Source organism: Nostoc sp., from assembly GCF_036916655.1.
Classification (GTDB): domain Bacteria; phylum Cyanobacteriota; class Cyanobacteriia; order Cyanobacteriales; family Nostocaceae; genus Nostoc.
This window is the reverse complement of record NZ_JBALFY010000115.1, coordinates 1-13,635: the sequence shown is the minus strand read 5'-3', so window position 1 is coordinate 13,635 and position 13,635 is coordinate 1. Positions and strand designations below refer to the sequence as shown.

At 41.1% G+C, this 13,635-nt stretch carries 10 protein-coding genes and 5 pseudogenes; 1 reads left to right on the top strand and 14 read right to left on the bottom strand.

Features of this window, described 5'->3' with window-relative positions; genetic code table 11:
- Window positions 1-47: 47 nt before the first annotated feature.
- The 11 genes and pseudogenes from V7L31_RS30235 to V7L31_RS30185 form a co-directional block, all read right to left on the bottom strand.
- On the bottom strand, window positions 48-305 hold the full coding sequence (locus V7L31_RS30235; RefSeq protein WP_334699647.1) for a hypothetical protein: 258 nt from the start codon (window positions 303-305) through the stop codon (window positions 48-50).
- A 228-nt stretch (window positions 306-533) separates the two neighbouring features.
- Entirely contained in the window at window positions 534-1,088 is a 555-nt protein-coding gene (locus tag V7L31_RS30230; RefSeq protein WP_334699646.1) for a hypothetical protein, read from the bottom strand.
- Window positions 1,089-1,224: 136 nt separating this feature from the next.
- Window positions 1,225-2,133, bottom strand: a complete 909-nt coding sequence (locus V7L31_RS30225; protein WP_334699645.1) for a hypothetical protein — start codon at window positions 2,131-2,133, stop codon at window positions 1,225-1,227.
- An 80-nt stretch (window positions 2,134-2,213) separates the two neighbouring features.
- Entirely contained in the window at window positions 2,214-3,011 is a 798-nt protein-coding gene (locus tag V7L31_RS30220) for a hypothetical protein (RefSeq protein WP_334699644.1), read from the bottom strand.
- Window positions 3,012-3,437: 426 nt separating this feature from the next.
- Window positions 3,438-3,743, bottom strand: coding sequence for a helix-turn-helix transcriptional regulator (locus tag V7L31_RS30215; protein ID WP_334699643.1), 306 nt, complete (start codon window positions 3,741-3,743; stop codon window positions 3,438-3,440).
- A gap of 613 nt (window positions 3,744-4,356) precedes the next feature.
- Window positions 4,357-4,632 (bottom strand): HU family DNA-binding protein, encoded by a 276-nt coding sequence (locus tag V7L31_RS30210; RefSeq protein WP_334699642.1) that lies wholly within the window; start codon window positions 4,630-4,632, stop codon window positions 4,357-4,359.
- 204 nt (window positions 4,633-4,836) lie between these two features.
- Entirely contained in the window at window positions 4,837-6,189 is a 1,353-nt protein-coding gene (locus V7L31_RS30205; protein ID WP_334699641.1) for a TonB family protein, read from the bottom strand.
- Between the two features lie 59 nt (window positions 6,190-6,248).
- Window positions 6,249-6,791 (bottom strand): NADPH-dependent FMN reductase, encoded by a 543-nt coding sequence (locus V7L31_RS30200; protein WP_334699640.1) that lies wholly within the window; start codon window positions 6,789-6,791, stop codon window positions 6,249-6,251.
- A 98-nt stretch (window positions 6,792-6,889) separates the two neighbouring features.
- Window positions 6,890-8,476, bottom strand: a complete 1,587-nt coding sequence (locus V7L31_RS30195) for an NCS2 family permease (protein WP_334699639.1) — start codon at window positions 8,474-8,476, stop codon at window positions 6,890-6,892.
- 418 nt (window positions 8,477-8,894) lie between these two features.
- Window positions 8,895-9,326, bottom strand: a pseudogene (locus V7L31_RS30190) (transposase family protein); the annotation flags it as partial.
- 21 nt (window positions 9,327-9,347) lie between these two features.
- Window positions 9,348-9,932: pseudogene (locus tag V7L31_RS30185) on the bottom strand (ISL3 family transposase); the annotation flags it as partial.
- A 93-nt stretch (window positions 9,933-10,025) separates the two neighbouring features.
- On the opposite strand from V7L31_RS30185, the pseudogene V7L31_RS30180 reads away from it, so the two are divergent.
- Window positions 10,026-11,339: pseudogene (locus tag V7L31_RS30180) on the top strand (NF041680 family putative transposase).
- Between the two features lie 95 nt (window positions 11,340-11,434).
- Here the strand turns inward: V7L31_RS30180 and V7L31_RS30175 are convergent.
- The 3 genes and pseudogenes from V7L31_RS30175 to V7L31_RS30165 all read right to left on the bottom strand — a co-directional run.
- Window positions 11,435-12,121, bottom strand: a pseudogene (locus V7L31_RS30175) (transposase family protein); the annotation flags it as partial.
- 162 nt (window positions 12,122-12,283) lie between these two features.
- Window positions 12,284-12,691 (bottom strand): annotated as a pseudogene (locus tag V7L31_RS30170) (helix-turn-helix domain-containing protein); the annotation flags it as partial.
- A gap of 239 nt (window positions 12,692-12,930) precedes the next feature.
- Window positions 12,931-13,551 (bottom strand): YncE family protein, encoded by a 621-nt coding sequence (locus V7L31_RS30165; RefSeq protein WP_334699637.1) that lies wholly within the window; start codon window positions 13,549-13,551, stop codon window positions 12,931-12,933.
- Between the last annotated feature and the right edge of the window lie 84 nt (window positions 13,552-13,635).

Here is a 13,635-nt window from a genome sequence, read left to right as displayed (position 1 = left end):
TATATGGTTTCTGTTTTGGCGGCGGCTCTCCCAAATTCAACACTCTCCTAGAATCCTACTGTCAATAGGGTTTGAGATGCGCTAACCCTGGCATTAAAATCAAACTCTTTGGAGTCCCAAACTTCATCCAGACTTGTAGACTCATCAACAATATTTGCAATCAAACAAGATTGATCGTCGTAGTTCCAGCCATTTGCTAAAAGCCACGGTAGAACCCCGTCAGATTGCAATAGTTTTTCCAGGTCAAACAAGTCAGAAAATGATTGCAGATTTTCGACATTGGGGTGAACAATTGTAATAGTCATCTGTGATTAGTTTTGAATAGTTGAACAGCACGTATTAGCTGTAGACAAAGCTTGAGTCACTTATAGCTACAGTCTCTCAAGCCCTGTTTACAACTTTTGGCTGTCATAGTTTTGACATAAGTTGGTAATGTGTTTGTCAATCAGATGTGCAATGGTTAGATTCGTGAAATGAAGCTGATTTTAGTGACACACAAGGCAGGTAAATCCTGCCTTACTTCATCTTTAGGACTAACACACCATTTCAAGAGCAGCTTTTGTTACAGCAATTGCCTGTTTACTGACCTCACGCCAGTTCGTTTCTTCGTTGTAGGATGCCATGACTAATTCCGACCCAACCCATACCCGACAGAATAAGACGCTTTCATCTGTCGTCCCTGGAGTCGGCTGTAGTGTAATCGGAGAATATAGTTGTTCTGGAGTAAGAGTTGCGATCGCGGTTAACAAGCTTTTAGAAAAATGAGTATCATAACCGGATTCTAAAATATACGTCCGGTCTGCTTGAATAGTTATCAGCAACTTGCAGGTTTCTTTTTTGCGGCGTTCTGTATTCTCAAACCGTAGTTCTTTAAGATATCCAGTTAAGGCAGTTTGAGGGACATCACTCGGTTCACCATTTAGTGTGTACCATAATCCTCCGTGCTGACGATTGCAGTAGATTTTGCAACTGCCAGCATCAGAGTGCAATCCCAGTTTTGGTTTATTGATTGAAGCGATCAGCTGCTTGAGTAGTTCCTCTTGGCGCATCAAGGCAGCAAGTAATTCGGCATTTTCTTGAGGGTTCATTTGTTTGTACCAAAAGCATTTTCACTTTTGCATTGGCGCAGCCGTTTAATTGCGATATATGAAGCGTAGAGCCAATAAAACAGCGCTCTTGATTTCACAAAAGCGCTTTCTATTACTAATTATTTTTAGTTACGGATTAGTAGTGTGAATTAAATCTTGCCAGCAAATCTTCACGAGATAATTCAAGACATAGCGGAGTAAACTCTTCTGGTGTTAACTGCAACAAACTATCGACTACTCTTGAAAGTTCTTCATCCACAGAACCAAATCGGAATCTTAACAAGTTTTCTATAACTTGACGTTGCCCTTGCTGTACTCCTTGCTCCACACCTTCTTGTACCGCTGCTGCTCTTGCTTCTTCGTAAGCTTGAGTTAAGTTCATGATCAACTCCTGGTCATCTCTGGTTAATTCTGTCTGTGTCATTACACTGATACGCCACCTATAAATTATTTCCAGTACGTTCCGGCGTACAAGATCGGATGGTGGTAGTGCAACCAGTTCTTCTACTGCCTCCCTTTGTACTTTTCCCCTCCCCAAGAGTCTAAACCATAGTGTTTCTGGAGTTGGCGGTAGCTTGTTAATCGCTACTATTGCTGCTCTTAAACCAAGAGGCAGAAAGTACACCCCGCTCATCCAATTGTCTAAATCTAGTTTAGCTTCAAAAGCCTTGAGCAAAGCTTTTGAAGCACTGGGAGAAATAATCCACAGTTGTGCTAGCTCGTTCTCCGCTATTGTTGTGTCTTCCCTGTTCGCTTTACGCTGTGCGTCTGCAATCACAGTAAATAATTTTTGTAGACAACTACGTACTTCTGTTCTATTCGGTTGATTGCGAAACGGTTCTAGCAAAGTAGTATTTAATACCGCTATTCTCCCCAATAATCCTAAAGTTTCTGCATTAGCAGCAGATGTTGGTGTTGGCGAAAATAACACATCAACAAATCTTGTTTCATCAGTGACTTCCCTGTTAGTTTTTACTTCCCCAAAGGGAGAAAGTAACTCTTCTAAAAACTGCTTGGCAAATTTATCATGAGGTTGTTGGATCATTTTGTCCCTGGCGAATTGTGTTTTATTTTACGAGGTTAAGAAAAGCTCTTAGTGGTGGATATAAAAACCCACTATTCTATTTACGCTGCTACCAACTCCCGACGAACTTGCGGCAGTTCAATCGGAGCAGTTGCCCTAGATAGCACCTCTACAGCCTCTTTCACACTCCAATGCTGCACTCCATCGCCACAGCGCCAATAGTAAGTCTTAGGGTCGTTTTCCCATAACTCATCAACGTTTCTGACCTTGAAGACAATTCCCAAGAACTCACCATCTAGATATACATTGTGAGCCGTCTGAAGGCTAGTGCGTCCTACATAGATCAGTCGATAGCCGTCCACTGGCGTACACAAGTCTTCTGCACGAGTCCCGCGATACGAGCAGTTACCGCACCCATGCCCACCACAATCTGGACAGATGGCAGCAGGCACATTCCACTTCGGCAGTGTAAAATCCCATTCAGCCGGTGGGGTTAATATTCGAGCCTTGTGGGAAATATAACAACCAGCGTGACCGATTACTTTATCAGAATGGTATTGGACGCTCAACGATAGCCAATCACAATCACCCAACAAGCCAATTTTCTCAGCAGCTTGTTTCAATTCCTCATCTTCTTCGTGATTGCACTTTACTGGAGCAGAAAGACTCGCTTTCACCTCTGCAACAGCGCGTTTGAAAGATTTTTTGTGGTATCGAGCATAACCGTGGGTCATTTTTACCCACACGATATCATCCGAGTTTATCCAGATAGTCACTACATCTTCGGGCTGGCACTCTTTTGAATAGTCTGACTGATTCACAATGGTTGCGATGATTTGGCGATCGCGTGTGGTTAACGGATCTTTTGTTAGCGTAGGGGCTGAAGTTTGTGTCATCATTAGAAATACCTCTTGTTTGGGGTAAAAAGGCGATCGCAGACTTTCCAGGGACGGCGATCGCCTTTTGTTTTGCGTGAACAACGTTGTGGTTTACCGCAACGCTCTCAAAAAGATTCGGCGTAGCCTCATGTTTCTGAATTTCAGTTATTTTCTAGGAAGAATTCACAGCACAAGGCTCTAGAGAAGGTATTGAGTGGTTGCCCTAATTGCAGGATGAGTGGATTTATTGAGTGATCTTGAGTATCTCCCCCAGCCGACTTTACCTGGCGTACCTTGTGCTATACGACGGGGGGTTCTTGTTTCTCAAATCTATGTTTTGTGTTAATCAAATTTGGGGTTGTGGTGAGCGATTCTATATTTAGCTGGGAGGCAACCGCTCGTTTCCTCCCTTATATAATCTATAGTAAAGTATGACTTGTCATTTTGTCAAAAGTCACTTGTCTTAATAGGGTATGACTTTTGGATGATTTTAGGTGAACCAAAAATGTCTTGCACATCTTCACCCAGAATATTACATATATATCGAAGCAGTTGGAAGGAGACAGTCTTTGAGGCTTTATCTCCAAAAGGACGTTCTATCATCGCTATATATTGCTTTGTCACTGGATAGTTAAATTTTTGAGTGACTTCATCGGCTAATTGTTGCATGGAGACTTTGCCACGCATTTCTCTTAAGCGTTCTCCATAAGCTGCATTCCAATTAATGCTGGCAATAACGTCTAATTCTACCATAATGAGTTCTCGGCAAGTCTCACTTGACATTATCATAATATAACTGTTATATTCTGACTAGTTTGGGTTAAAGCAAAAAGCGATCACCAGCCGTCAAGCACGCGATCGCCTTAACTACACCATTACAAAAGGGATAGTTATGTCTAACTTCTTGAATTTTAACGGGTCAAACAACAGTACCTCTTTTGACGGTATTCGTCATGTTGCTAACCAAGGAGAAGAATATTGGCTAGCAAGAGAGTTAATGTAACTACTGGGCTATAAAAAGTGGAAACGTTTTGTAGATGCTATCGACCGGGCTAAGATTGGTTCTCAAAACACTGGCATACCAGTACAAAACCATTTCGCCGATGCTGGGCTTTGTACAAGAAATGTACCCAGTGACCATCGTCTTTCTCGCTATGCGTGCTATTTAGCTTGATAACCCAAATTGTTAGTTAACTTTAGGCTGCTCTTTTGTGCTGTGGACGCAACAGCAAGCGATCGCGCTTTTTTTACATCTGCAATTCAACATTCACGTTTCCCCTAAGATTGCCATACCCATACTCTGTCTTTATAAGAGCGAGCGCTACAGCTTTGCAGTGATTGGATTGTCAGTGGTAAAGCAATTCATCTATGGCGCTACTTTTTCTCTAAACTGTTTTCCAGCAGAGAATGCAGGCACTTTGGTCGCCGGAATTGTCATTGGCTCATTGGTTTTCGGATTACGCCCTTCGCGTTCTGAGCGTTCGCGTCGCTCGAATGACCCAAATCCGACGAGCGTTACCTTTTCACCATTGGCTACAGCCTCAGTAAGGACTGCTAAAAAAGCACTAATGACTTCATCAGCTTGCTTTTTTGTGATGTTGGTCTTTGCTGCTACAGCATCCACTAGTTCACCTTTGTTCATAAATCGCCCTGAAACATTGCAAGTAATCGAAATCTAGCATTATTACCTCTTATTCAGAACGGTAAAATAAATAATCTTATAGCAACACGCGAAAATTAACATCCTTAAAATTGTTAGGTAAGAGTTTGGGAGAAGACTTCAACCTTGGTTATATAGCAGATTTCATCGATATCACCAACCAGGAAGTACTCTGTTTACCTGTTGTTAGCCACCATCCCTCGATAAATTTAGTTCGCCAAAAACATTGATATCAAATGTAAATTCAATATCAATGTAGTTCTTGCGATATCCTGTGGGCAAAGGTGCAAAAGGTGCAGCTCGCTGTATCGCATTCATTGCTACTTCATCAGTTACACGAAATCCAGAGGTTTGTACAATATTGAGATTGTTAACTTCACCTGAACGATTAACAGTGAAGTTAAGCACCGTTCGCCGATTAGACTGGCTCATTCCTGGTAGCCACTGCTGCTGAACGCGTTGCTTTAATTTGTTTAAGTAAGAGGTGAGGTCTACATCTTGACTGCTGGCATCAACACCAGAAGTCCCAATGCGATCGCGGTTAGAATTAGGCACAGCTGCAAGTTGGTCGGCGCGATAATTCTGACTAGATACACCCACAGTACCACCCAACAAACTTGCCGCACCTGTTTTTGGAGATGACTGAGCTTGAGTCGGTGTTTGCCCACTGAATCCAACTCTCGACTGCCTTAACTTCTTCGGATTCCTGGGTACTGGTAGTGTCGTAGCTCTTTCAAATGCTGTTTTTCCCAACTGGGCTGGCTGTGGTCTAGTCACGGGTGCTACTGCAATTTTCTTAGAATTAGGTAGTTGTGCCGTGGTTGAAGGTGCTGAAGGTATTTGTTTTGGGTTAAGTACTAAAGGTGTTGTCAAAGGTGCTGTTTTCAGATGCAAAGCTGGCTGTGCCGTAGTAATCGGTGCTACTGCAATTTTTTGAGAGTTAGGTACTTGCGCTGTAGTTACAGATACTGAAGATATTTGCTTTGGATTGGGTGCTGTTTTAAAAAATGGAACTGGCAGTGGTGTGGTCATTGATACTACTGCAATTTTTTGAGAGTTAGATACTTGTGTCTTGCTTGCAGATGCAGATGCCGTTTTTGGAGATTTGAATTGCGGTTGTTGACCAAATCGATTTGGTAATTCCGTTTTCTGCTGCTGCCGTTGTGTCTGGAATACCTTGAGAGGAGATGAGGCTGTTAAGTCAAAAGAACGCTCGTTATCGGCTTTCTGTCCTACCAGATTCGCTGACTTCACCACAGAAATGGGTCTTTTTGGCAAAGCTTTACCGCCAGCAAGAGAATTTTTGGTAGCCCTCAATGAGGAAGGAGAAGTTATGTCTGTTTTCTGAGGAGGAACTTCAACTATCTCAATTGGAATCTCTTGGCTAATTTCTTGCTTTGGCTCATGCATCAAAGCTCTGTACCAATATTTGCTCCCCACTAAAAAAATAGAGTGTAGCAGGATAGAAGTAACTACACCTTGGAGCATATCGAGAGGGCGCACACTCCGATGGTACAGAAATTTATCAAATGAAGCCATGTGATTGTACTTTCTTTAATAGCATCCTCAGCAGTCTATTTATAGAGTACAAGTTTCTGTTATTTTCGGTTGTCTATAATTCCTCGCACAAGGGCATCAAGGAGAAATTTGAGCGACTGCACCGTGTTCAAGTCTGTCAGTTCCCCATTTGCATTTAGTTTTTTACCAATAAACGGGATAGTTACTGACCCACCTTCGACAAGATTTGCGGCTAAAGCAGCCAGCGTCAGCACTAGTGAAGCATGAGCTTTTGAACCTCCCAATTCGGAAGGAGATGCACTGATAGTAGCTACTGGCTTGCCTACTAACTCACCTGATGAAACGATCCAATCCAGTGCGTTTTTCAGGACACCTGGCATTCCGTAAGCATACTCCGGTGTACTAATTATTACTCCATCACATTTTTCCAGCAGCCCACGCCAATCTCTTACAGACGTGGGCAAAGTATCACCATCAAGTTCAGGAGTAAAGTGTGGCAGATCAGTTAACCCTTTGTAAATCGTCAAATCCAAATTTTTAGGGGCAAGTTTTGCTACAACATAAAGCAAGGCAGTATTGCTAGAATTGGGTCTGAGACTTCCAGAAATCGCAATAATTTTCATTGAGCAAGCGCCCCATCACCAATAACCATGTCTGTGAGCCGCCAAGGGTATGAACTTGATTCGTATCCTTGGCGGCTAGGAACTGAGGAGCGATAGCATCAAGCCTTACGTCTTTCTTGCCAATCAACATAGAAAAAGAGAATTGCAAGTATTATATAGCCAATAGCCCAAGGCGCACCAGTTCCCCAGCCCAGATTAACAACTGTATCTGCAACAGTCCAACGATAACTGTGCATCAACCCAACCCAGGAAATGACAGCAGCGACTATAGACCAATAGGCAGCTTGGCGAAACTTGCGCTCAATAATGTAAACTGTAATACCAGCTAAAATCATGGCGGAAAAAATAAACCCTTGCTCTAGAGCAAAAGCCCCATCAATATACGTATCGCTCAACTTAAACTGCTCAATCAAGGTTGGTGTGAAAGGTTTTTCCGGCGTGCCCAAGCCTGCTGCACGAAGTGCATTTTTTGCAATTAGCGCACCCCAACCAGCAATCCCCGGCAATAGACCAACAACCACAGCAGGTGCATGGTGCGACGGGGTAGCTGTAAAGCTTTGAGCGACAATCACAATCCCAATCCACAACACAATTGCCATTCCAGCTTCAATCGGTACAAAGTAAGCCAGCATTGCAACGGTTCCACTTAGGCAAAGCAAGCTCATAATTATACCATTGAGTATAGAGTAACCAACTCTCGCTCCCATCGCTTTCCAGCCAGGATGACCAATATAAATAGTAGTCGGGAAACAGGAACCACAAATAGCAGCAACCAATGTACCAATACCATTTACCCTCAGACAAGGAGCCACAGGATAAGTATCACCCGCCGCTGAGGCACTTTCTAAATTCTGGAGACTGCCAACAAGATTAAATAACCCCATTGGTAGAATGATGCTGAAATAATCGACCAAGACCCAACGACTGTTCCACAATTTTAAGAGCCACAAAGAAGGGAGGTAAAGCCTAATTGGTTCCAGGGTAGCGATCAACTTGGCATGATCCCAACTGGCTAAACCTGTTACCCAAGCGAGGCTAATTCCCAACAGAACTGCCAACAATCCGCCAGGGATGGCAAATTGCACTCGCCCAAAATAAGTCAGCAGAATCACACCAAGAGGCACCAAGCCGACTACGGGATTGGCATAAGTACGAAATAGAAAACCAATGGCGATAAAAGTGATTGCAATACCGCCCAAAGTGGAAAGCAATGCTGCACGGGGGGCGAGGCGACGGAGTGGCTCTCCCAACCATGCCCCGACAAATTCTATCAACCCAGAACCAAAGCAAGCCACCAATCCTGCTTGCCAAGCTAATTGAGCAGCTTGTTCCCCAGATGCACCACTAGAAATTGCCGCCAATTTTACAGGCAGCATCACCAGAAAAATATAGGCGAAAAGACTGACGGTGTTTATCCCATAAGGCAAAGCAGTAATATTGTCCCTTTGCTCACGTTTACCTTGTTCTTTAGCTAGCCTTGCGTAATAGAAGTTGCCAACAATCAAACTAATTGCAACACCTGGCAAAATCCGCCCATAAACTAACGATTCAGGAAAGCCTAGCACTCCTTGGCACAAATTCACAATCAATAAAATTTGAATAAAATTATCAAGCGCCAGCCCAAATAAACCATCAATGTCTCTACGAACGAACCAACGCGGTACTCTGGTTGTAGCGATTTCCATTGTTTTACTTTTGCTTTGCCAATTGTCTGGCAATGGTCTTGCCGCTATTAGAATACCAGCAATCGTATTACACGTGATAAGCAAATGACACCTATTGCCGTTGTCAGGTGTAGGTAGTTGACTGCGTTGCCCAAAAGAATTGTGGCTTCTTATATTGTGACAACAGAGCTAGCAACATGAAGCCATCGTGGAGAACTGCTATAATAAAACTCTTGCATAAATATTTTGTGGTATAATTGAGGATTATTTCAATTTTGGGACATTAAAATAGCAAGAGGTTATTATTTTTTATAGCAAGTATTATCTGGCGATGCCTACGGCGGGCTGCGCCTACGTTAATTAAAAATATCTCAGCAAACATCACTTCAGTTATTGATTAATACTGAAATTATTGGATAAATTTGATTTTTTATACGATTTATAGAGTTAATTCGTGATTATAAATTCCTGCAATTAAATTTGACCTTAACCCAAAACGTCGGTGACGATTTCGATATCTATAATCCAAAATTTTAAAGATTTTTAGGCGACGATTAACGTGTTCAACAGTAATTCTTAATCGATTAAGTTCTCGATTATACTTCTTCTGATCTGTTGTTAACTTCTTACCCTTGGGTTTTTTAATTGGTGTTTCGCTTAATTGATGGATTTTAGTAATTCCTTGATAGCCTTTATCCGCTATTACTTTGAGTAATTCTCCAAATCTTACACCACTGGTTTTAAATAGCTTAAAATCATGAATTTTCCCCAAACCATGAGCTAAACAGATGATTTGACTACTTTTTTGATGGATAATTACTTGCATTTTTAACGTATGTTCCCCCTGTTTGCCACTAAAAAATCTTGGTTCTTCAGTACTTGTTATGCTAAACTAATAATTAAAATGCCAATTTAATAAGCATCTTACTCTAAAATTATTAAAGTTTCTGAACCCATAAGCTGAACGCTTAATTAGCTTGAGTTTATTATTGATGCCTTCAACGGCACCACTTGTTGTCCTATGATCAAAGTAAGCTACTATTTCATCAAACCATCGGATAAAAGTATTGTTACTATTTGGGAAATATTTTTTAGCTTTTGATAACCATATACCCAATTTAAATACTGCCGTATACCAATCATTCGTTTTATTAAAAACTCTTCTAATTTTTTCTTTTAATTCATGCATTAATTTTAGGCTAGGAGACACAGCTTTGACCTGAATAAGTTTATTTTTTTGCTCTTCGTTTAAATCTGACTCATTTTTAAGTAAAATATATTTACTTTTATTTAATCCTTCTAAGATTTGCTCTTGTTGGAATTTCTCTTTTGATGTCTTTGCTTTTCTTATTAACTCTTGTGTATTGCGCTTTTCTTTTTTTCTCTGTGTATCTAATTCCTTATTTATCTGAACCATAACGTGAAATCGATCTGCAACTACTTGAGCTTCAGGCATTAATTCTGTCACTAAGTTCTTCTGGACTTTGGACTAAAAGGCTAGAGAAAAGCAGTCAGCAGTAACACTGACTGCCGTAAAGTCAATGAAAGTAATCGATAAATCATTGACGCGATGATCCTGACACAACTAGAAAAATTCCGCCAAGCTGTCTACGATTGTTTGGGGAAGGCAAAAGATGCTGTATTTGAATTGATGGATGCAGTATTGACAAGTCCGAGTATCCCATCGTTTGTAAGCTTGTCACAAAGCCCAGTGTTTCGACGGCAATGGTCGAGCGTTTATGCAGCACTGCATGATAGTCGTCCACCGAAAAGGAAGCTGATGAAGCTGCTGGTACAGGAAATAGCGACGGATGAACAGCCATTTCTAGCAGGAGATCATAGCTTTTGGGCACGACCAGAAGCGAAGACGCTAAAAGAAAGAACTTTTTATGGGGACTCCAGGGGAAGCATAGGCATCGGGCAAAGTTACAGCACGTTAGCGTGGATACCAGAAGCGGATGGGAGTTGGGCATTACCGTTGAAACATGAACGGCTCACCAGCTTTGAAACGCCAACAAGTAAAGCAGCATTCCAACTCAAACAAATCACTCGTGAGTTAGGAAAAAGGCCACTTGCCGCTTATGACCGAGGTTACGGCAACGCCAAATTTGTGCAAGCAACGGAGGAGATTAACGCAGACCTGTTGTTGCGTTTAGCTTCCAACCGATGCGTATGGGCTAAACCTAGTGCTTATAAAGGACGAGGCGCACCGTGTAAGCATGGTCATAAGTTTAAGCTCAATGATCCTGAAACTTGGCCTGTAGCAACTGAAACTCTAGAAGTTGAAGACCTAAAATTTGGTCGAGTTAAAGTAATGCGTTGGAGTGGGTTTCATTTTCTTCAATCCCCAAACCGAGCAATGGAAATCATTCGTGTCGAGGTGATCCAACCAGTCGGACGCTATCGTAAGTTCCAACCCTTATGGCTAGCTTGGTTGGGTCAGACAATGCCTGCATTAGAGGATCTATGGCACAAATACTTGCGCCGTTTTACCCTGGAGCATTGGTATCGATTTGCGAAGCAGAGGTTATATTGGACACAGCCTTAACTTGGCTCTACTCAGGCAGCAGAGCGATGGAGTCACCTGATGCCCCTGTTAACTTGGCAACTATGGCTAGCTAGAGTTGCCTGTATTGACTCCCCATTGCCTTGGCAATCGAATCAGGATAAACTATCTCCAGGACGTGTGGCACAAGCTTTTCCAATAATTTTAGCCGCCATTGGTACTCCTGCTCAACCCCCTAAAACTCGCGGTAAATCACCTGGTCGCGCCCAAGGGCATCAGCCACCTCTACGTCCACGTTATCCCACTGTCAAAAAACACGCACCTAAAAAAGCTAAATCCCAAGAATCACTGAACAAAGCCGACTCAACTGCTGCTTAGGTTGGACTGATTTTTTCATAATTGAGCTTGACTCAGTTTCTCAAAGAAATTGGGTAACTTTGTCTTGACGTTCTCTTAATTGCTGGTTGAATCTGAATTAGTCCAAACTCCAGGTTCTTATAACCAATACAAAAATCTATACTGACTTCCTCTATTTGCTCTAAGACTTCAGTTCCCCAGCCTATAAGAGTTTCCTTTATTATTTCTTGAGTACGCCCACTTAAAATAGCAATCAGTTTGGATGTATCCAAATCTATTAGTACTGCACAATAATTTCCTTTTCCTTTAACTAGAGCTATCTCATCAATTCCCAGTCTTTTTAATTTTAGAGGTTTTGAATTTGATAATTTTTCCGATACGTCTTTTAACATACGTTCTATCTCTTCTGTTGTGACTATTCCTTTTGAAGCTACAGTATGGATATCGTTTTCTAAAACTTCTTGTATTGTTTTCTGTGCAAGCCGCTTTGTATAAGTTCTTTTCTTCTTGACAAAATTTAAATTTTCACTAAACGGTTTTTTACATATTTCACATTTGAATTGACGCCTATTAATTTCTAAAAATACTGGACGATCTCCAAAAGGTAAGTCTTTAACAATATGTCGATGATTTTGATGTAATTTCTGACTTGAGGTACCACACCTGGGGCAAATACTATATAATTTTTTTGATTTGGTTTGTAAAATAATTCCAATTCCATCATGAAGGCGATGTGATATAACTTTTATATCTCCTAAATCAAGAAGTTCTGTGAGAATTTTAATATCTCTTTTGCTAGTCATAACTGTAAATTTATATAAAAATAGTTGTAGTCCTATTTACAGTTAACAAGAAATATTCTTTAGATGTCAATCCCTATAATACTTTTAGCAGATTATTTATACATTTTTTGACATTGCTTTATATCTATATTTTAATAATTTGGCATAACAAGTACTGAAGAACCAAAATCTTTTTTGACCTTTATTAGGTCTTTCAATCGGGCTTTCCGTGACATCCATCACAACCAAATTTTCTTCAGATGACATTTTCCATAATTATTTTTTACCAGGTAAACTAAACTTTTTTGACTTAATTAATATCTTTTCAATCTTAAAAACTGTCCGACAAACTGCGGATTCTGAAAGCCCCCAGTCTAATCCAATATGATAGTAAGTACGGTATTCCCTCCAGTATTGAATAACCATTAAAACTTGGTCTTCAATAATTAGTTTAGGCCGGCGACCTGGTTTCTTTTTATTTTGAGCATCAGCTTTAACATCATCTTCCATTAACTCAAAAGTTTTACGGCTTACTCCAGTCATGCGTTTAAATTTTCTCGCAGTCAGCTGTTTAGCTTTCTCTATTTTCACTGCTCCTCAAAGTCCTAATCGCAAATTCTCAAAGTTTCTATTATACCACAAAAAACTTTTGCAAGAGGTCTAATCTTAACTGCGATCGCTAGAGCTACGCTAACGTAATTCGTAATTGTTACACCACGGGCAATAGTTAGGGGCTTGAAAAAAAGAATTATGTTTTTTAACAAATCAATAAATTGAAGGGCTTGTACCATTAATTACGAATTACGAATTACGGATTAGTAATTATTCGGTCAATCTCCTAAAACCAGAATCACAAAAGTACCAGGGATAATATAAGGTCTAGATCGTACCTGTCCTGGGACGGGGGTAGAAGTTGCTGAAAATTTAGCTGTAGCCAAATATAGCTGATGGGTCTTTAAATCTAATGCCATTGTCCGCGCTCCTGGCTCGGTGACGACACTCTTGACAATACTAAATTTGTCGGGAGAGTCTTCATGTACCACTGTCAGCGAACCTGAGCCGTTGGAGCTAAAAGCTAGTCCAGTCATTGGATCATAAGCGATCGCATCTGTCCCCTTACCAATTGGCAGTGTCGCTTTAATACTGAGAGTGTTTGCATCCACTACAGTCATGATTTGGTTTCTACAACCAATAAACAACCGCCGATGTTCTTTATCTATATCGATTCCAGTTGGTTCTGAGCAAGGTTTGAGCGGAGAATATTTCTCAAGTTTGAGGTTACTAGCATTTATGGCTACGATTTCGCTTTTGTCCTCTAAGTTCACGTCAATTCGCCCTAAGCCATCAGCCACCGCAAATTCTGGTTTACCACCCAAGGCAATTGTTCCCAAGACTTTGGTGGTTTTAGCATCAAAAACAGTTGCTGAGTTGCTTAAACCGTTAAAACCCACATTCCGCACCCAGAACTGTCACACCCCAAAGAAACGAATCTATTTAGTACATCCGAACTAATGATTGAGAAAATTGACTAGAAT